General features: G+C 73.6%; 16 protein-coding genes and 1 pseudogene. 4 read left to right on the top strand and 13 right to left on the bottom strand.

Translation table 11 applies throughout. The annotated features are described in order from the left end of the window. Positions 1 to 67 precede the first annotated feature (67 nt). From rsgA to ACIQ6R_RS33385, 3 genes are all read right to left on the bottom strand, one after another. Positions 68 to 1,177 carry a ribosome small subunit-dependent GTPase A gene (gene rsgA, locus ACIQ6R_RS33395; RefSeq protein ID WP_404225481.1) on the bottom strand — a complete coding sequence of 370 codons (1,110 nt, stop codon included), beginning with the start codon at positions 1,175 to 1,177 and terminating at the stop codon, positions 68 to 70. 241 nt (positions 1,178 to 1,418) lie between these two features. After that, positions 1,419 to 2,948, bottom strand: coding sequence for a cellulose binding domain-containing protein (locus ACIQ6R_RS33390; RefSeq protein WP_404225479.1), 1,530 nt, complete (start codon positions 2,946 to 2,948; stop codon positions 1,419 to 1,421). 224 nt (positions 2,949 to 3,172) lie between these two features. Next, complete coding sequence (locus ACIQ6R_RS33385) at positions 3,173 to 4,492, bottom strand: radical SAM protein (RefSeq protein WP_337304705.1); 1,320 nt, start codon at positions 4,490 to 4,492, stop codon at positions 3,173 to 3,175. 106 nt (positions 4,493 to 4,598) lie between these two features. Here ACIQ6R_RS33385 and ACIQ6R_RS33380 point away from each other — a divergent pair, with 106 nt between their 5' ends. Continuing rightward, on the top strand, positions 4,599 to 5,855 hold the full coding sequence (locus ACIQ6R_RS33380) for an FAD-binding protein (protein ID WP_404225477.1): 1,257 nt from the start codon (positions 4,599 to 4,601) through the stop codon (positions 5,853 to 5,855). A gap of 124 nt (positions 5,856 to 5,979) precedes the next feature. Here the strand turns inward: ACIQ6R_RS33380 and ACIQ6R_RS33375 are convergent, their stop codons facing one another. From ACIQ6R_RS33375 to ACIQ6R_RS33365, 3 genes are all read right to left on the bottom strand, one after another. Next, the gene (locus ACIQ6R_RS33375; RefSeq protein WP_404225475.1) at positions 5,980 to 7,245 is read right to left on the bottom strand and encodes an MFS transporter; all 1,266 of its coding nucleotides are present in this window, start codon (positions 7,243 to 7,245) and stop codon (positions 5,980 to 5,982) included. An 88-nt stretch (positions 7,246 to 7,333) separates the two neighbouring features. Beyond that, positions 7,334 to 7,840: a hypothetical protein gene (locus ACIQ6R_RS33370; protein ID WP_404225674.1), complete on the bottom strand. Its 507-nt coding sequence runs from the start codon at positions 7,838 to 7,840 to the stop codon at positions 7,334 to 7,336. A gap of 71 nt (positions 7,841 to 7,911) precedes the next feature. Then, positions 7,912 to 9,639, bottom strand: coding sequence for a PHP domain-containing protein (locus ACIQ6R_RS33365; protein ID WP_404225473.1), 1,728 nt, complete (start codon positions 9,637 to 9,639; stop codon positions 7,912 to 7,914). 149 nt (positions 9,640 to 9,788) lie between these two features. Between ACIQ6R_RS33365 and ACIQ6R_RS33360 the strand changes: the two genes are divergently transcribed. Beyond that, positions 9,789 to 10,379, top strand: a complete 591-nt coding sequence (locus ACIQ6R_RS33360; RefSeq protein WP_404225472.1) for a TetR-like C-terminal domain-containing protein — start codon at positions 9,789 to 9,791, stop codon at positions 10,377 to 10,379. Here ACIQ6R_RS33360 and ACIQ6R_RS33355 read toward each other — a convergent pair. The 3 genes from ACIQ6R_RS33355 to ACIQ6R_RS33345 all read right to left on the bottom strand — a co-directional run bounded on the left by ACIQ6R_RS33355 (position 10,373) and on the right by ACIQ6R_RS33345 (position 12,477). Continuing rightward, positions 10,373 to 10,759: a hypothetical protein gene (locus ACIQ6R_RS33355; RefSeq protein ID WP_404225470.1), complete on the bottom strand. Its 387-nt coding sequence runs from the start codon at positions 10,757 to 10,759 to the stop codon at positions 10,373 to 10,375. The genes ACIQ6R_RS33360 and ACIQ6R_RS33355 overlap by 7 nt on opposite strands. Positions 10,760 to 11,191: 432 nt before the next feature. Continuing rightward, positions 11,192 to 12,010, bottom strand: coding sequence for an isocitrate lyase/phosphoenolpyruvate mutase family protein (locus ACIQ6R_RS33350; protein WP_404172102.1), 819 nt, complete (start codon positions 12,008 to 12,010; stop codon positions 11,192 to 11,194). After that, on the bottom strand, positions 12,007 to 12,477 hold the full coding sequence (locus ACIQ6R_RS33345) for a hypothetical protein (protein ID WP_404172105.1): 471 nt from the start codon (positions 12,475 to 12,477) through the stop codon (positions 12,007 to 12,009). Before ACIQ6R_RS33345 ends, ACIQ6R_RS33350 begins: the two co-directional genes overlap by 4 nt. 115 nt (positions 12,478 to 12,592) lie before the next feature. Here ACIQ6R_RS33345 and ACIQ6R_RS33340 point away from each other — a divergent pair, with 115 nt between their 5' ends. Next, entirely contained in the window at positions 12,593 to 13,129 is a 537-nt protein-coding gene (locus ACIQ6R_RS33340; protein WP_404172108.1) for an LPXTG cell wall anchor domain-containing protein, read from the top strand. Between the two features lie 16 nt (positions 13,130 to 13,145). Here ACIQ6R_RS33340 and ACIQ6R_RS33335 read toward each other — a convergent pair whose 3' ends face one another. From ACIQ6R_RS33335 to ACIQ6R_RS33320, 4 genes and pseudogenes are all read right to left on the bottom strand, one after another. Next, positions 13,146 to 14,225 carry a family 43 glycosylhydrolase gene (locus ACIQ6R_RS33335; RefSeq protein ID WP_404225468.1) on the bottom strand — a complete coding sequence of 360 codons (1,080 nt, stop codon included), beginning with the start codon at positions 14,223 to 14,225 and terminating at the stop codon, positions 13,146 to 13,148. Positions 14,226 to 14,362: 137 nt separating this feature from the next. Further along, positions 14,363 to 14,946: pseudogene (locus ACIQ6R_RS33330) on the bottom strand (response regulator). Further along, positions 14,943 to 16,190, bottom strand: coding sequence for a sensor histidine kinase (locus ACIQ6R_RS33325; RefSeq protein WP_404225467.1), 1,248 nt, complete (start codon positions 16,188 to 16,190; stop codon positions 14,943 to 14,945). Before ACIQ6R_RS33325 ends, ACIQ6R_RS33330 begins: the two are co-directional and overlap by 4 nt. After that, positions 16,187 to 17,023: a lysostaphin resistance A-like protein gene (locus tag ACIQ6R_RS33320; RefSeq protein ID WP_404172120.1), complete on the bottom strand. Its 837-nt coding sequence runs from the start codon at positions 17,021 to 17,023 to the stop codon at positions 16,187 to 16,189. The genes ACIQ6R_RS33325 and ACIQ6R_RS33320 overlap by 4 nt, the downstream gene beginning before the upstream one ends. A 161-nt stretch (positions 17,024 to 17,184) precedes the next feature. Between ACIQ6R_RS33320 and mmuM the strand changes: the two genes are divergently transcribed. Continuing rightward, positions 17,185 to 18,093: a homocysteine S-methyltransferase gene (mmuM, locus tag ACIQ6R_RS33315; protein ID WP_404172123.1), complete on the top strand. Its 909-nt coding sequence runs from the start codon at positions 17,185 to 17,187 to the stop codon at positions 18,091 to 18,093. Positions 18,094 to 18,100: the final 7 nt, after the last annotated feature.

Genomic DNA, 18,100 nt, shown 5'->3' with positions numbered 1-18,100 from the left:
AGACCCGGGCGGCCGGGCTGGCGGAAATCGGACATGGCGTTGGCGGGGCCGTGGTGGGCGGTGGCGGCTACCGCACGCGGCCCCGCTTGGCCTCCATCGCCGCCTTGCCGATGGCGCCCCGGCGCTTCCATTCCCTGCGGATCTCGGCGCGCACCCGGGCGTCGGTCTTGGCGACGATGCGCTGGTTCTCCCGCATGAGCTTGCGGTAGCTCTCCAGCCGCCGCTGGGGCAGCTCGCCGGTGTCCAGGGCGGCGAGGACGGCGCAGCCCGGCTCGCTCTCGTGGGCGCAGTCGTGGAACCGGCAGCCGCGGCCCAGTTCCTCGATCTCGGCGAACACCTGGCCGACCCCGCTGCTCGCGTCCCACAGCCCGACGCCCCGCAGCCCGGGGGTGTCGATCAGCACTCCCCCGCCGGGCATGACGAGGAGGTTGCGGGTGGTGGTGGTGTGCCGGCCCTTGCCGTCGACGTCCCGGATGGCCTGGACGTCCATGACGTCCCGGCCGAGCAGTGCGTTGGCGAGGGTGGACTTGCCCGCGCCGGACTGCCCGAGCAGCACCGCCGTACCGCCGGCGACGACGGCGGCGAGGACGTCGAGTCCCTCCCCCTGCTCGGCGCTGACGGACAGCACCGGCACGCCGGGGGCGGTGGTCTCCACGTCCTGGACGAGGTGGCCCAGGGTCACCGGGTCGGGGACGAGGTCGGCCTTGGTGAGCACGACCAGGGGCTGCGCCCCGGACTCCCAGGCGAGCGCCAGGAAGCGTTCGATCCGGGCGAGGTCCAGCTCGGCCGCGAGCGACACGGCGACGATCGCGTGGTCGACGTTGGCCGCGAGGATCTGCCCCTCGGACCGCTTGGAGGAGGTGGAGCGGACGAAGGCCGTACGGCGCGGCAGATACGTCCGTACGTAGCGCGGGTTGCCGTCCGGTTCGACGGCGGCCCAGTCGCCGGTGCAGACGACGCGCAGCGGGTCGTGCGGGGTGACGAAGGCGGTGTCGGCCCGCAGGACTCCGTCGGCGGTGACGACGTCGCACTGTCCGCGGTCGACCCGGATCACGCGTCCGGGCAGCAGACCCTCGGCGGCGTACGGGGTGAACGCGTCGGCCCAGTCCTCGTCCCAGCCGTGGGAGGTCAGGGCGGAGTGAGCGGTGAAGACGGAGCTGGAAGAGGTGGAAGACAAGGGGTGACCCTTCGGGGGGCGGCCCCGGCGGAACGACTCAGGAAGGCTGAGGTCAGCCGGTGGCCACGGAGGTGGACTTGATGGATTCCTGGATGCGGGCAGCGCCCCTCGCAACGACAGCCATCGGTCGACACCTCCTCACTCGTGCGTTCCTCACCTCGCGGCGATCACCGCGTGACGTGCCGCCACAGTAGCCCGTGGGTACCGCGGTGCGTCAACGCCTTTTTCGGGGCCCGCGGCGTCAGGCCCGCTCGCACGCCCGGCCGTTCAGCGTGAAGTCGTACGGCGGGGAGTTCTTGCCGCGCCAGGAGGCGAGGAAGCCGAAGGCGAGACGGCCGCCCGCGGGAACGGACCTGTTGTACTCGGCGGCCGTGGCGGTGACCCGGGAGCCGCTCTGGTCGTGCCCCGCGTCCCACATCTGGCCGATCCGCTGGCCGTCGGGGAAGGTCCAGGCGACGCGCCAGGAGTCGAGGGCGCCGCGGGTGGTGACGGTGACGGTGGCCTGGAAGCCGTCGGGCCACTGGTTGACGAGGTCGTAGCGGACGCGGCAGGGAGCGGGGGCGGCCGTGCCGGGGGCCGGAGCCGGGTGCCGGTCACGGTCGTGTTCCGGCGGGGTCTCGGTGCTCGCGGTGGGCGTGGCGGTGCCCTGGGGTTCCGGGTCGGGGTCCTTCCGCTCCGGGGTCTCGACGGGTGCGGGGGCGGTGGTGCCGGCGGACGGCCGTGACGCGTCCGGCGACGGCTGCGGGTCCGCCGTCGGCGGTGTGCGGTCCGGGGCGGCGGCCGATCGGCGGTCGACGGTGCCGGTGGACGCCGCGGTGTCCTCGGCGGTGTCGCCGAAGGGCATCAGGGAGACGGTGAGCGCCAGCAGGGACACCAGGGCGGCGGTGGCGAGGAGGCCGCCGCGGACGACGCGGGCCTTGTGGGCGCCGTCCGGCGGCTCGTCGGCGCGGTCGTCGTCGCCCGGTGCGGGGCGCCCGGCGCCGAGTCGTGCTTCGGCGGCGCGGCGGCGGCGTTCCAGGTAGGCGAGGCCGCCCCAGCCGATGACGCCGGCGGCGAGGGCCGCGGGCAGTCCACCGCCGTGCGGGCGCAGACAGGCGGCGGCCTCGGCGCAGTCGGGGCAGGCGGCGAGGTGGCGGGAGAGGTCTTCGGGGGTGTCGGCCGCGGGCGACCTGGTCACCGCGTCCAGAAGCCGGGCGTAGCCGCGGCACCGCGCGTCCGGTGGCGCGTCGAGGTGGCCCCGGCGGCAGCGGTCCCGGAACAGTTCGCGCACCTGGGCGAGTTCGTCGGACACGGTGGCCGGGTCGAGGCCGAGCCGACGGGCCACCACGGGTAGCGGCAGGGCCTCCACGTCGGCCAGCCACAGCAGTTCCGCGTCCGGTGCCTGCATGTCCTTGAGGCCGCGCAGCGCGAGCGGGCGGCGCGGCGGCGGACCGGCGTAGCGGGCGGCCTGGGCGGAGCCCAGCCACAGCCGCAGTCCGGCGTCGAGTCCGTGGCCCCGCCCGTCGTCCTCCCAGGCCGCCGCGGTGGTGCGTACGGCGGTCAGGAGGAGCGGGACGCGGGGCAGCCGGGACGGCCGGCGGGCGGTGCCGCACGCCGTGGCCGCGTCGGCGGCGCGGACCTCGCGCATGCCGTGGGCGAACGCCTCGGTGGCGAGCCGGACGGCGGCCTGCGGGCCGGCGGTGCACAGGGTGGCGTAGGAGAGCACCGTGTCCCAGCACTCGTCGAGCAGCGCGGCCTCGGCGGCGTCCTGAGGGCTCGGCAGGTCGGGCATCGGACTCCTGCATCCACTGCGTCCACGGGTGAGGCCAACTCACCGTTCGGACGGTGGAGTTGGGGCAGGGCCTCACGGCAGGCGCAGAGCTTCGCACGTCTCCGGCACAACTGACAAGCACCGTCTTCACAAGCGGCTCCCGAGGGGCGCGGAACGCCGGCCCGGGGCGGACCGGCCCCTGCGGGAGTCATACGGAAGCCGGGCCGGAACGTCTCACCCGCGGCTCACACCTCGACGGGTTCGTCCTCCGGCAGGCTGTCCATGAAGGAGCTGACCGAGAAGACCGCACGGCCGGCGCCGGGCAGGCCGTAGCCGGGGGGCGAGGAGAGGCCGAACTCGTCCATCGTGGCGCGGTAGGCCTCCAGCAGCCGGATGTGGTACTCCAGCGGCGCGCCCTGCGGGTTGGCCTTGCCGAGCGGGGTGGTGGGCTCGGGGCACCAGGTGGTGAAGCGGGGGGTGATGCCGTGCGACATGAAGAAGCGCAGGCCCTCGGTGGTGGAGGCGATGGCCTCGTCGACCGTCTTGAAGCCGAAGGGCTCGGCCATTTCGACGCCCGCGACGAAGTTCGGGATGACGTTGCGCGCGCCGAAGACGTCGGTGGAGTCCAGGATGCGCTTGTGCCACTCGTCGCGGCCGACGTAGCGCTCCTTGCCGGGGCAGTACATCTTGAACAGGTACTCGTCCCACACCTCGTAGTTGGGGTGGTAGATCTGGACGCCGTAGTCCTTGAAGCGCTGGACGTCCGGCTTCGGCAGGGCCTGGGCGACGACCTTGCCGATCCAGCGGCCGGGGAAGTGCTCCTCGATGGCCTTGGCGTAGCGCCCGTAGAAGTCCGCCTCGTCCAGGCCCTGGACCTTCGACGTGATCGCGCCGCCGGTGAGGGTGTAGGCGGTGGACGTCTTCGCCGTGTCGTACGTGTTGATGATGTCCAGCGCTTCGAGGACCTCGTCGACGTCCTTCACGCCCGTGTACGGGCGGCCCGCCGCCTTGTGCTGGCGCCAGTTGTGGTTGATGTCGCAGTACTGGCACTCCTCCTTGGCGCCGAAGTACTGGCAGACCCGGAAGGCGGTCAGGTAGATCAGATAGCCCCACTGGATGGTCGGGGCCACCTCCATGACCGACTTCCCATTGGCGAGCTTGTGCCGGTAGTACTCCGGCATGGGCGGCACGCCGACGTCCGAGATGCGCTTGCCGTCGAGGTAGAGGCCGAGCTGGCCGTGCTCGTCGGCGGCGACCCGGTAGGGGGACGCCGGGTTCACGCGGACCGAGACGACGGTGCGGCGCAGGTCGTAGGGGCCGCCGGTGAGGATGATCTCCTCGGGCGGGCGGCGCAGCGCGGCCTCGCCCAGCTCCGGCAGGGTGCCGTGGTCGAAGGAGAAGATGAAGTACGACTTCGGCTTGACCTCGCCGTCCTCGTTGTCACTGAGCGCGGAGGGGTCGAAGGCAACCCCGCCGCGGAGCAGGTCCTCCTTGAAGACGGCTTCCCGCGGCACATGCGGAAAGCGCTCCATAAGATCCTCGACCAGCGCGGTGCGGCTGCCCATCCGTGTCTCCTCCCGGCTCAGGCGTTCGACTTCTCACGGTATGCCCCCGCCGGTGCGGCTTCCCGCCCGGGGCCCCTTCCAGGCGCGCCGGGTAGGTTTCCGCGGTATGACCGACATCACCGTGACCAATTGGGCCGGCAACATCACCTACACGGCCAAGGAGCTCCTGCGGCCGCACTCACTGGACGCGCTGCGGGCCCTGGTGGCGGACAGCGCGCGGGTGCGGGTGCTGGGCAGCGGGCACTCCTTCAACGAGATCGCCGAGCCGGGAGCCGAGGGCGTCCTGCTGTCGCTGGCCGCGCTCCCGGCCGAGGTGGACGTCGACACGGCGGCCCGTACGGTGCGGATGGGCGGCGGCGTCCGGTACGCGGAGCTGGCCCGGGTGGTGCACGGGCGGGGGCTGGCGCTGCCCAACATGGCGTCGCTGCCGCACATCTCGGTCGCCGGGTCGGTGGCGACCGGCACGCACGGCTCGGGGGTGGGCAACGGCTCGCTGGCGTCGGTGGTGCGCGAGGTGGAGCTGGTCACGGCGGACGGCTCGACGGTGTCGATCGCGCGCGGTGACGAGCGGTTCGGCGGCGCGGTGACCTCACTCGGCGCGCTGGGTGTCGTGACCGCGCTCACCCTCGACCTGGAGCCGGCCTACGAGGTCGAGCAGCACGTCTTCACCGAGCTGCCGCTGGAGGGGCTGGACGCGGCGACGTTCTCGGCGGTGATGTCGGCGGCGTACAGCGTGAGCCTTTTCACCGACTGGCGGGCGTCCGGCTTCCGGCAGGCGTGGCTGAAGCGGCGCACCGACCAGCCGCTGCCCGGGTTCCCGTACGCCGCCCCGGCCGTCGAGAAGATGCATCCGGTGCCGGGCATGCCCGCGGTGAACTGCACCGAGCAGTTCGGGGTGCCGGGTCCCTGGCACGAGCGGCTGCCGCACTTCCGCGCCGAGTTCACGCCCAGCAGCGGTGCCGAGCTCCAGTCGGAGTACCTGATGCCGCGCGGGCACGCCCTGGACGCCCTGCGCGCGATGGACGCGATACGGGAGACGCTCGCGCCGGTGCTCCAGACCTGCGAGGTGCGCACGGTCGCCGCCGACGAGCAGTGGCTGAGCCCGGCGTACGGGCGGGACACCGTGGCCGCGCACTTCACCTGGGTCGAGGACACGGCGGCGGTGCTGCCGGTGGTACGGCGGCTGGAGGAGGCGCTGGCCCCGTTCGCGGCCCGCCCGCACTGGGGGAAGGTGTTCACGACGCCGGCGGGCGAACTGCGCGCGCTGTACCCGCGGCTGCCCGATTTCCGGGCGCTGACCGAGGCCCTGGACCCGGCGGGGAAGTTCACCAACGCGTTCGTACGCGGGGTGCTGGCCGGCTGACGGCCCCGGCCGGGCGGTGCGGGACGGGCCGGGGCTGGGCAGGGCAGGGCGGGCCTGGGCGGGACGGGACCGGACGGCAGGGACCGGGCGGCCTGCACGGGACGGCGGGGCCGGACGGGCCGGGCTAGGTCCGGCCCGCTCGGCGGATCGGGGTGAGCAGTGCGACGGCCGCGATGAGGACGCAGCACGCGCCCGCCGCCAGGGCGACCGGAGTGGTGCCGCGCCGTTCCGCCGCCCAGGTGAGGACGGCCGCGCCGATGGGCGCCACCGAGTACTGGAGGGTCCAGAAGGCGGAGGTCACCCGGCCCAGCAGGTGCTCCGGGGTCACCTCCTGGCGCAGGGACATCGAGCAGGTGCCCGCCATGCCGACGCAGGCGAGGAAGACGGCGCTCAGCACGGCTACGGCGGGGACCTCGCTCACCCAGCCGAGACCGGCGAAGGCCAGCCCGCACACCGCGACCGCTCCGGTCCAGGTCCGGCCGAAGCCGAGCACGCGGCGCGCGCGTGCCACCAGCAGCGCCCCGCTGATGGTGCCCAGCGCGCCGACCGCCATGACGGTGCCGACCGTGCCGTCGTCGCGGCCCAGGTCGTGCTTGAGGTGGTAGATGACCAGGTCGTTCAGGCCCAGGGTGAGGAAACTGAACCCGCACAGCAGCACGGTGAGCGAGCGCAGCACCGGATGCCCGTACAGGAAGGCGACCCCGGTGCGCAGGTCCCGCCACAGGCCGGGCCGCTTCCCGGTGGCCGGGGCGTCGTCGGCGGGGCGGGACCGGAAGCGGACGAAGACGACGCAGGCGGCCGAGACGCCGAAGCTGGCCGCGTCCACGCCGATGGCGGTCGCCGGTCCCGACCAGCCGGCCACCACTCCGGCGCACAGCGGGCCCAGCACGCCGGCCGCGGCGGCGGTGGCGTTGAGGCGTCCGTTGGCCTCGGTGAGCTGTGCGGTGCCGACCAGGCCGCGCACGACGGTGACGTAGCCGACGGCGAACAGCATGCCGACGGCCTCGCACAGCGGCAGCACGACGTAGAGCAGCCAGATCTGCGGGCCGAACAGCCAGACGACGGGCACCAGCCCGTAGACGACCATCCGTACGAGATCGCAGCCGATGAGCAGCTTGCGACGGTCCACCCGGTCGACCACGGCCCCGGCGAACACGGCCGCCAGGACCGCGGCCGCGCCGCCGACGGCCGTGAGCATCCCCATCCGCGCGATCGACCCGGTGGCTTCGAGCACCAGCAGGGGCAGGGCGATCAGGGCGAAGGAGTCACCGAGGACGGAGAGGGTCTGCGCGGCCCAGAAGACGCCGAAGTCCCGTTGCCGCCACAGGGGGCGCGGGTCCTTCGGGGGACGGCCGGCGGCACGTCCGGTGTCCCGTGCCTCGTGGCTCATCGGGCCGTCGCCGTCCGCCGCCGCCCTCTCATACCGGTCGCCTCCCCCGCCCCGCCCCTGTCCGGTCGGCGACCACCTTACGGACGCGTCAGTGGTCCGCGCAGCACGGCGTCGGGTCGGGGTCCTCGAACGGCACCAGGGTGCCGCCCGCGGCGGGCATGGCGGCCAGGACGAGGCGGCCGTCCTGCCACTGGGGGCGGACGTGTTCCCGGGTGACCAGCCGGGCGTCCGGGGCCGGTTCGTCCGGCGTGCCCAGTACCGTCACCCGGTCGATCGCGGAGCGCGCGAGCAGCTCCGCGAGCGTCAGCGTGCCGGTGAGGGCGCCCGCGCCCGGGTAGAGGACGGCGCGGCCGACCTCGTCCGGGGCGCCGTCGCGGACGTCGTACCCCTGGGCGGTGAGCCGGTCCCGGGCGGTGCGCAGGACCGGCTCCGCCGCCACGGCGTCCGTCGCGAGCGACAGGGCGACGCGCGGACGGCCGTCCCGCACCAGGTGCGTGCAGCCGAAGACGCCCTCGGGGAGGTCGAGTTCGGCCGCGAGCGTCTGGAGCAGGTGATCGGCCTCGCGCAGCGTCGTCGCGTCGGTGTCGATGCCGATGGCGTACGCCGTGGAGGCGTACGCGGTGGAGGCGTACGACGTGGAAGCGGTCGGCGTGGAAGCGGTCGGCTTCACGACGGCAGGATCCACACCGGGTTGGAGTAGAACCACAGGTCGCGCCACGGGTCGGCGTCACCGACGACGTCGATGGCCGGGCCCGCCGGGTCGACCTTCGCGCCCAGGGCGCCGACGGCGGACCGGTTGCCGTCGGTGCCGCGCGTGCGGAGGTACACGGGATGGTCGACGCGGCCGAGGTCGTAGGTGAGGCGGACGGTGCCCGTGTCCTTGTTCACCTCGTACGACTTGACGACCCGGGCCGTCGGCGCGGTGAAGGTGTCCTTGTCGGCGACCGCGCCCGTCACGTCGCCCTGGATGACGTCGACCCGGGCCAGCTTGGGGGTGAATCCGGCCCAGTTGGGGCCGCCGGCCAGGGCCACGTCCATCGACAGGGTGACCCGCGTGCCCTTGCGGACGTGCAGGGCGCCGCCCAGCGTGGCCCAGCGGCCGCCGCCGGAGACGCGGACATCGAGGCCGCTGATGAGCTGGCCGTGGTCGACCCAGATGCGTCCGGCGCGGATGCCGTCCATGACGGCGCCGTAGGAGAAGCCGTCGGAGCCGACGTGGGTGCGGCTGTACTGGCCGGGCCAGAAGTCGCCCTGCGTGACGTCGATCTGCCCGGCGTAGACGGGGTCGTCGTAGCGGCCGTTGGCGTTGAAGTCGCCGCCGCCGCGGGCCGCGGTGTCGGCGTACACCTGGTGCGAGTCGGAGTTGGCGGTGATCCACCAGGGGCGGCCCTCGGCGATGAGGCTGTCCCACAGGCCGCCGACGGTGGCGGTCATCCAGTCGAAGCCGCCCCAGGTGCGGTAGCTCTCCAGCGGGTAGCCGGGGAAGGAGTTGGCGCCGGGGCTGCCGTCGTAGATGCCGCGGGCGCGGCCCATGCCGAGCGGCTTCGGCAGGCCGGCCGCCTGGTGGCCCGGCGCGCCCTCGAAGCCGACGGCGATCTGGTGGTGGCGGGAGGTGGCGTCGCGCCAGGCGCGGATCTCGTGCGGGGAGTCGATGCCCTTGCGCGCCGGGTGGTTGGCGAGCATCAGGGCGTCCTTGACCTTGCGCCGCTTCACCTGGTCGGCGAGGAAGGAGAGCCCGGCGACGGCGAGCGCCTCGTTGGCGGGCGTGGAGTCGCCGACGCCCTTGACGCTGCCGTCGTAACCGGTCTCGAACTGCTTCAGGACGGAGACCTCGTTCCGGCCGGGGTGGACGAAGACCGTGCCGTGCTCGGCGGCCGGGATGTTCCACTCCAGGCCCTGGAAGACGAGGGTGTCCTCGTGGGCGTCGCGGGCCGCGCGGATGTCCGGGTTGACCTTCTCCACACCGATCTTGGCGTGGGTGACGCTGCCGTGGTCGGTGATGACCAGCCAGTCCATGCCGTGCCGGGCGCCCTGGCGGACCTGGTCGACGACGCGGTACTTGCCGTCGCTGCTGTACTGGGTGTGGATGTGGTGGTCGCCGGCGAGCCAGAGGAAGCCCTTCTTGCGGCGCCCGTTGCCCGCGGCCTGGGCGGGCGCGGCGGTCGCGCTCTGGGCGAGGACGGTGCCGGCGGCGAGTCCGGCGCCGAGCAGGCCCGCGCGGCGCAGCAGGCCGCGGCGCGACTGCTGTTCGGGGCTCAGGGCCTCGTCGGGGACGTTGGTGTCGAAGGCGGCGGGCAGGGGCTGCGCGGCCTCGTGGTCGTGGTCGTGGTCGTGCGTGTGTGCGTGTCCGTGGTGATGGCCGTGCGTGTGCCCGTGCCCGTGACCGTGCCCCATGAAGTCCTCCTGGATACCGCCGCCGTGCGCGGCTGTGAGGAGAATCGAGGCGGAAGATGAACGTTTAACGACTCGGAGATGAGCCCCGCCTGCCGCCCGGCCTGCCCTAGCATGAAACCTAGGAGCCCTAGGAAGCCGGAAGGTGGCCCATGCCCCGAGCGGGTCTTACAACCGACCGCGTCGTCGCGGCCGCCGCCGACCTCGCCGACGAGACCGGGTTCGAGAGCGTCACCGTCTCGGCGCTCGCCCGGCACTTCGGGGTGAAGGACGCCAGCCTCTACACGCACGTCAGGAACCTCCAGGACCTGCGCGTCCGGGTCGCGTTGCTGGCCGGCGGCGAGCTGATCGACGAGATCGCGGTGGCGGTGGCCGGCCGGGCCGGGCAGGAGGCGCTGGCCGCCTTCGCGGGCGCCTACCGGGCGTACGCCCTGCGCCACCCCGGCCGCTACGCCGCGACCCAGATCCGCGTCGACCAGTCCCTCGTCGCCGACTCCCCCGCCCTGCGCCGCACCGCCGAGATCACCTACGGCATGCTCCGCGCCTACGGCCTGACCGAACCGGATCTGACCGACGCGGTACGCCTGCTGCGCAGCACCTTCCACGGCTACTGCGCCCTGGAGGCCTCCGGCGGCTTCGGCGCCCCGCGCGACGTACAGGCGTCCTGGGACAAGGCGGTCGACGCCCTGCACGTGGCGCTGGAGAACTGGCCCCGGGAGACGGAAGGCCCCCGCGGTCACTGACCGTACGGCGGCCCACCCGCGCGCGGGCGCTTGAACCACTGCGCCGCGGCACCCTGGTTGAGCAGGACCACGAGGGCGATGGCGCCGAACAGCGGGATGCCGCCGCCCCCGTTGCCCTGGGCGATCCCGCCGAGCGACATCACGATCTGCACGCTCGCCAGCACGATGGACGCGACCCGCACACCGTTGCCGCCCGTGCCGTATCTGAAGGCGAGGACGAACAGCACCCAGCCCATCAGGTTCGTGGCGAAGAGTCGGCCCGCCTCCTCCGCGCCGACACCGGCTCCCCAGATGACCACGACCAGCATCACCAGCCCCGCCATCACCCAGATCAGGATCTGCGCGGCGCGCACACTGCCCGGCATGGTCGCCGGCGGCACGGGGGCGTAGGGGTACGGGGCGCCCGCGTATCCACCGGGAGCGCCGCCGGGTGCACCGGGTGCGCCATAGCCGCCAGGTGCACCGGGTGCGCCATAGCCGCCAGGTGCAGCGGGGGTGCCGTGACCGCCGGGCGCGCCATAGGAGCCCGGGGCGCCGTACGGAGCCGGGGCGCCGTACCCGCCGGGCGCGCCGTATCCGCCGGGGGCGCCGTATCCGCCGGGGGCGCCGTACGGAGCCGGGCCGCCGTACCCGCCGGGGGCGGCGTATCCGCCGGGGGCGCCGTGTCCTCCCGGGGCGCCGGGGGCGGGTGGCGCGGGGTGGGCTCCCGGAGGAGTGGCCCCGGGTGGCGGGCCGTACGGGCCGCCCTGGTGGCCGGGGGGCTGCCCGTCGGAACCCGGTGCGGCTGGATACTCGTTCGACATGCCCTGACCTTATCCAGGGTCCGCGCACCCCCGGCTCAGCGCCCGCACCTCGTCGTACGTCGGTGCCGCGCCCCGCACTCGCCGGCCCGCGCCGATGTCGGCCGCCGTCTCCAGGGCGGCGCCCAGTGCCCGCCGGTACAGCAGCGAGCCGAGGCTGACCCGGCCCGCGCCGAGGTCGGCGAGGTGCGGAAGAGTCGGACCGGTGGGCGCGTAGAGGATGTTGAGCGGGACGTCGTAGCGGGCGACGAGGGCCGCGATCCGGCCGGGGGCGGTGAGGCCGGGGACGAAGACGCCGTCCGCGCCGGCCTCGCGGTAGGCGTCGAGGCGCCGCATCGTCTCCGCGAAGCGGCCCCCGCCGTCGCCGTCACCCTCGCCGTCACCTCGACCGTCGCCGCCGTGCTCCCCGAGCCAGTACGTGTCCGTGCGGGCGTTGACGAACAGGCCGGGAGCCGCCGACCGAACCGCGGCGATCTTCGCCGCGTGCCGGTCGGCGGGACCCAGGGCGTCCTCCAGGTTGACGCCGACGGCTCCGACCGCCGCCAGCTGCCGCGCGAACTCCCCCACCTCGTCGGGGTCGTCGCTGAAGCCGTCCTCCGCGTCGACGGACAGCAGGAACGGCTCCGAGCCGAGGGCGAGGGCCAGCCGCAGCGTCTCGTCGCGGGTCGCCGACGCCCCGTCGGGCAGCCCGCCCGCCGCCGCGACGCCCAGGCTGGTCGTGCCGACCGCCCGGAAGCCCTGCCCGGCGAGGGCGAGCGCGGAGGCGTGGTCCCAGGCACACGGCAGCAGCAGGGGCTCACCGGCGCGGTGGAGGTCGGCGAAGGCGGTCACGACAGGTCACCCACCGCGTCCGCGTAGTACACGGACTCCGTGAGGTGCACGGCGAGTCGGCGGAAGCTCCAGCCCTCGCCGGGCGAGTGGTCGAGCTGCTCGTCGGTGAGCGCGTCGAGGCGGTTGGCCCAGATCCGGGCGAGCCGGGTGAGGCGGCTGCGGGCCTCGTCGAGGTCCTCCTGTGTGAAGGCGGCGCGGTCCGCGTCCGTGGTGACCATGGAGGCGTGCCAGTGGTCGGGCCGCGTCTCCTCTCCGGCCAACCGCGCCTCCAGCTCCGCGAGATGGTCGACCATGTGGTCGGCGACGCGCCGGATCGCCTTGTGCGGGGTGTAGACACGGTCGTCGACGTGCGCGGGCCGCCCGTCCCAGCGGGTCCAGGTGGCAGCCAGGGCCAGGACGTGGCCGACCATGCCGGTGACGGCGTCGGCGGGCGTGACGGTGGCGGTGGCGGTGTTCGTGTCGCTCATGTCCCGCACGCTACGGGCCGGTTGCTTCGGTGCCGGCCGAAGTGTCCTCGGCTTGGGGGCGGGTACTTGGACGCTCACGTGGCATCACGGCTGGGCCCGACACCGAGAGGTGAGCATGAGAAGACCTGAGCGGCACGACGAATTCGCCGCAGGGCGTTGGCGAGACCGGCTGTCGGTCATCGGCCTGGTCGCACTGGCGGCGAATCTGATCTTCCGATTGATCGTGGACGGGCTCGACGCGTGGCCGTATGCCCTGATCGGCGCGGCCCTGATGAGTCTGTGGATCGTCTTCCTGGTACGCCGCCGCCGTCGCAACGACGCGCGGGACACCGGTGCGGAGCCGGACGACGTGCCCGCCATGGAGCGGCGGATCCTCAAGGGCGGTCCGCCCCCCGAGGATCCGCGACGCCGGCAGGCCCTGGCGGCGCTGGTCGACTCCCGTCAGCGGCGGCTGCGACGCAACCGCTGGTGGGCGTTCCCGCTCCTGGCCCTCATCTTCTTCGGCACGTCGATCCTCTGGTTCGTCTCCGGCTCCGTCACCGCCGGGAGCTGGAGCCTGGCTCTCGCGGTCGTGGCCATGGGCTGGCTGACCTGGTTCAACCTCCGTTTCGACCGGCGTCTTTCGCAGATGCGGAGCCGGCTGCAGAGCTGAGCCGCGGCGGCGGGGCTCACGCCCGCGCCCGCGCCGTGTCGGCGACCGGGACGCCGAAGTCCGGGGTACCGTCTGCCTTCCAGCCGAGCTTCTGGACGCGCGTGTGCCGGTTGGGGTCGTTCAGCGGGTCGCCGTCGATCTCCTTGTACTGGCGGGCGTGGTAGACGAGGACGTCGGTGCGGCCGTCCCGGTCGACGGTGAAGCAGTTGTGGCCGGGACCGTACTGGCCGGTGGTGTCGTTGCTGGTGAAGACGGGGGTCGGCGACTTCGACCAGTTCGCGGGGTCCATCAGGTCGGCGTCCGCGTCGGCGGTCAGCAGACCCATGCAGTAGTTGGCGTCGGTGGCGCTGGCCGAGTACGTCATGAACAGGCGACCGTTGCGGGCGATGACCGACGCGCCCTCGTTGACCTTGAAGCCGACGCACTCCCAGTCGTACTCGGGCGTGGAGAGCCGTATCTGCGGCCCCTTCAGTGTCCAGGGGTTCGCCATCTCCGACAGCCACAGGGCGGTGTTGTTGTCCATGCCGGGCTCGTGCTGGGCCCAGGTGAGGTAGCGGGTGCCACGGTGGGTGAAGGTGGTGGCGTCCAGGGAGAAGGTCTCCCAGGCCGTCTTCACCTGGCCCCGCTCCACCCAGGTGCCCCGGAAGGGGTTGGGGTGGGAGTTCTCCAGGACCCAGATCCGGATGTCCCAGACGCGCTCGGCGGGCGCGGCGGCGAAGTAGACGTACCACTTGCCGCCGACGCGGTGCATCTCCGGCGCCCAGATGTGCGCGCCCATGTCGCCGGTGGTGTGCTTGCGCCAGATGACGGACTCGTGGGCGGTCGCGAGGCCGTTCAGGGTGCGGGAGCGGCGCAGGATGACGCGGTCGTACTCGGGGGCGGTCGCCGTGAAGTAGTAGAAGCCGTCGGTGTGCCGACGGATGTGCGGGTCGGCGCGGTTGCGGACGAGCGGGTTCGCGTACGGGGCCGCCTTGCCGGGGGCGGCGGACGCGACGGCGGGGACGGCCGCCAGGGCTCCCGCGGCCGCGGCGCCCTTCAACAGCAGGCGTCGGCCGGGGGCTGCGGACTGGACGGGCTGATCGTCGGCGCGGCTCATGCGGGCTGCCTCTCGACAGGGCGCGCGACACGACTGGTTCGCCATGTCGAACGTCATCTGTGATTACGAACGTCGAAAAGGTAAGGGCGTGACATGGAGAGGTCAACGGGTCGGACGCCGTTGCCCCGCGCGGTGCGTCAGGTCACCAGGCCGTGGCGGTAGGCGTAGACGACCGCCTGGACCCGGTCGCGGAGATCGAGTTTCGTGAGGATGCGGGAGACGAAGGTCTTGACGGTCTCGTGGCTGATCACCAGCGCCGCGGCGATCTCCCCTCGGCGGGCCGGATCCGGGCGGCGTACCGGCCCACGAGCCGGCGCGTCACCTCCGGGTCCAGCAGTGCCGCACCCATGGCCACGGTCCGGATGCCGTGCAGCAGCCGGTCCGGCGGCGCGTCCTTGAGCAGGAAGCCGCTCGCTCCCGCGCGCAGGGCCTCGTAGACGTACTCGTCCAGGTTGAACGTCGTCACCACGAGCACCTTCACGGGGTGCGGCACCCCGGCACCGGCCAGCAGACGGGTGGCCTCGATGCCGTCCAGCACCGGCATGCGTACGTCCATCACCACGACGTCCGGGCGCAGTCGGGCGGCCAGGTCGACCGCCGCCCGCCCGTCCCCGCACTCGCCCGCCACCTCCAGGTCGGGCTGGGCGCCGATGATCGTCGCCAGCCCGGTGCGGATCAGTATCTGGTCGTCGCAGATCAGGACGCGGATCGGCGCGCTCACGACGCGCTCCCGGGTATCCGGGCCCGGACGACGAAGCCGCCGCCCGCCCGGCGGTCCGCGCTGAACTCGCCGCCGAGGACGTGGACCCGCTCGCGCAGCCCGGCCAGGCCCCGCCCGCTGCCGCCGGGCGACGCGGCCCGCGATCCGGACCCGTCCGTGCCGACCTCCACGGTGATCTCCCTTTCGCCATGGCGCACCAGGACCGAGGTCCGGCTGCCGTGGTCGTACTTGAGGGCGTTCGTCAGAGCCTCCTGCACGACCCGGTACGCCACGAGGTCGGCGCTGCCGGTCGATGCCGCCGGCGTGCCCTCCTCGGTGAACTCCACCGACTGACCGGCCCGGCGGGTCTGCTCGACCAGCGTGAGCAGTCTGCCGACGGGCGGGGTCCTGTCCTCGGCACCGTCGCCGGTGCCGTGGCCGGTGCCGTGGCCGGTGCCGTGGCCGGTGCCGTGGCCGGTGCCGTGGCCGGTGCCGTGGCCGGTGCCGTGGCCGGTGCCGTGGTCCGGGTTGAGCAGGTCGAGCAGGTGCCGCAGGTCGGTGATGGCCCGCCGGCCGGTGTCGCTGACGGCGGTCAGGCTCTGGTCGAGTCGCTCCGGCGCGGCGGTCAGGTACCGCGCCGCCTCGGCCTGCACGACCATCGCCGTCACGTGGTGGGTCACGACATCGTGCAACTCGCGGGCGATGCGGGTGCGTTCGGCGGTGCGGGCGTCCTCGGCGACGCGGCCGCGGCGCTCGGCCTCCGCCGCCCGAGCGGAGCGCATCCACGCGCCGACACCCCACGCGAGGGCGACCGCCAGGTAGAACGTCACGAACTCTTCCGGCGGTTCACCCGGACCGCGCCGGTGGAGGGCGACCGCCAGCGGCACGTACGCGGCGGACACGACGAGCAGGGTGACGCGCCGGCACCGCTCCAGGTAGGACCCCGCGCTCAGCAGCGCGATGGGCAGCGCGGTGCCCGCGACCAGGTGGTAGCCGTTGAGCTGGTCGACGGCGAAGCCGAGCGACACCAGGGCGAGGCAGAGGGCCGGCCACCGCCGGCGCAGGGCGAGCGGAAGGCACTGGAGCACCGCGGCCACTCCGCCCAGCGCGTCGACGGACTGGGTCGGCAGGCCGCCGACCTCCGTCCCGTTGCCGCGGAACGCCGGCATGAGCGAGGCGACGAGGAGCAGTACGCCGAGCGGGAGGTCCCGGACCGTGACATCGAGCCGGTGCCACAGCTCCGGAACCCGCCGACGATCGATCACCGGGGAAGTGTAGCGACGGGCTTGACACGCGAGGCGCGCCGGGAGCGGGGCTTGATGTTCCCGCGCCGGTGGGCCAGCCACAGGAACACGATCGTCAGCAGCGCCCCGAAGCCGACCGCGTAGACGCTGCCCTCCGGCCCGAACTCACCGCCGGTGAGCAGCTTCGGCCCCGACGTCGCGGTGTCGAGCAGCCCCTGGTTGGCACCGTTCCCGGAGACCTCGGTGCTGAAGATGCCGGCCGCGGCGAAGTTCCAGCCGAAGTGCAGGCCGATCGGGAGCCACAGGGTGCGGGTGGCGGCGTAGGCGGCGGCGAGCATGAACCCGGCCTCGATGGCGATGGCGATCGCGCCCCACAGCGTCGCGTTCTCGTTGAGCAGGTGGGAGAGGCCGAACACGACGCCGGTCAGCACGAGCGCGATGTACGTGCCGGTGTGCTCCTCGATGATCCTGAACAGGACCCCGCGGTACACCACTTCCTCCGCCACGGCCGCCCCGGCCATGAAGCCGACCAGACCCACCGCTCCGGTCGCCGAGCCCAGGCCGTCGACCTCGTAGTACCCGGCGGTGAAGAGGTTCAGGATCACGGCCCCGAACATCCCGACACCGATCAGCATCCCCCAGCCGGTCTTGGCGACGGCGCCTTCCCGGGCCACGTCCGGGGCCGCCCGGTGCTCGGTGCGCCGCACCACCCATGCGTACACGAGGAGCGCGAGCGCGGCCGACGTGAGTCCGACGACGAGCGTCAGCCAGTCGTTGTCCTTCACCGCGCCGACGGCACCGCCGGTGAGGGCGAACATCACCATGACGGCGAGAAACTGCCAGACGAACCGCACGGGAATCTCCTTGATCGGGACCGTGGCCGGAGTGCCGCGGACTGCACTGGACGCTACGGATCCGGCGGCCGGAGATCGTCACCTCACGGTGGACACCTCGCCGTAGCTCGCACGGGGGACAAGATCTCCGGGGCCACGGCCGGACTGGCTAGCCTCGTGTCATGACCAGCGACTTCGCCGACGCCCTCGCTTCCGGCCGCCCGCTCGTGCTCGACGGCGGGCTGTCCAACCAGTTGGAGTCGGCCGGGTACGACCTGAGCGACGAACTGTGGTCGGCCCGGCTGCTCGCCGAGGAGCCCGGCGCGATCGCCGAGGCGCATCTCGCCTACTTCGAGGCGGGCGCGGACGTGGCGATCACCTCCAGCTACCAGGCCACCTTCGAGGGCTTCGCCCGGCGCGGCATCGGGCGAGAGCGCGCGGCCGGACTACTGGAACTCAGCGTGCGGCTGGCTCGCGACGCCGCCCACCGGGCGCGCGCACCCCGCCCGCTGTGGGTGGCCGCGTCGGCCGGCCCCTACGGGGCGATGCTCGCGGACGGCTCGGAGTACCGGGGCGGGTACGGGCTGGGCGCCGGGGAGCTGGAGCGCTTCCACCGGCCGCGACTCGAGGTCCTGGCCGCCGCCCGGCCCGACGTCCTCGCGCTGGAGACGGTCCCCGACACCGAGGAGGCCGCGGCGCTGCTGCGGGCGGTGCGCGGACTCGGCGTGCCGGCCTGGCTGTCGTACACCGTGGCGGGCGACCGCACCCGCGCCGGTCAGCCGCTGGAGGAGGCCTTCGCCCTGGCGGCGGACGTGGACGAGGTGATCGCGGTGGGCGTGAACTGCTGCGCCCCCGAGGACGTGACGGGCGCGGTCGCCACTGCCGCCCGGGTCACCGGCAAGCCCGTCGTCGCCTATCCCAACAGCGGCGAGGCCTGGGACGCGAAGGCCCGGGCGTGGCGCGGGCGTTCCTCGTTCGCCGCCGGGCGGGTACGGGGCTGGCGGGCGGCCGGGGCCCGGCTGGTCGGCGGGTGCTGCCGGGTGGGGCCGGACACGATCACGTCGATCGCGTCGACGCCGACGTCGGCGTGACGGTCCC

It is taken from the genome of Streptomyces sp. NPDC096048, from assembly GCF_044763415.1.
In the GTDB taxonomy this organism is placed as follows: Bacteria; Actinomycetota; Actinomycetes; order Streptomycetales; family Streptomycetaceae; genus Streptomyces.
Note: the sequence above shows the minus strand (reverse complement) of the source record. Positions and strands in the feature narration are given on the sequence as shown.

Bases quoted from the DNA above. Each gene is read 5' to 3' on its own strand.
- mmuM (WP_404172123.1), top strand. From the start codon at position 17,185: ATGACCAGCGACTTCGCCGACGCCCTCGCTTCCGGCCGCCCGCTCGTG.
- ACIQ6R_RS33335 (WP_404225468.1), bottom strand. From the start codon at position 14,225: ATGAGCCGCGCCGACGATCAGCCCGTCCAGTCCGCAGCCCCCGGCCGA.
- ACIQ6R_RS33385 (WP_337304705.1), bottom strand. From the start codon at position 4,492: ATGGGCAGCCGCACCGCGCTGGTCGAGGATCTTATGGAGCGCTTTCCG.
- ACIQ6R_RS33390 (WP_404225479.1), bottom strand. From the start codon at position 2,948: ATGCCCGACCTGCCGAGCCCTCAGGACGCCGCCGAGGCCGCGCTGCTC.
- ACIQ6R_RS33375 (WP_404225475.1), bottom strand. From the start codon at position 7,245: ATGAGCCACGAGGCACGGGACACCGGACGTGCCGCCGGCCGTCCCCCG.
- ACIQ6R_RS33365 (WP_404225473.1), bottom strand. From the start codon at position 9,639: ATGGGGCACGGTCACGGGCACGGGCACACGCACGGCCATCACCACGGA.
- ACIQ6R_RS33360 (WP_404225472.1), top strand. From the start codon at position 9,789: ATGCCCCGAGCGGGTCTTACAACCGACCGCGTCGTCGCGGCCGCCGCC.
- ACIQ6R_RS33380 (WP_404225477.1), top strand. From the start codon at position 4,599: ATGACCGACATCACCGTGACCAATTGGGCCGGCAACATCACCTACACG.
- ACIQ6R_RS33340 (WP_404172108.1), top strand. From the start codon at position 12,593: ATGAGAAGACCTGAGCGGCACGACGAATTCGCCGCAGGGCGTTGGCGA.
- ACIQ6R_RS33345 (WP_404172105.1), bottom strand. From the start codon at position 12,477: ATGAGCGACACGAACACCGCCACCGCCACCGTCACGCCCGCCGACGCC.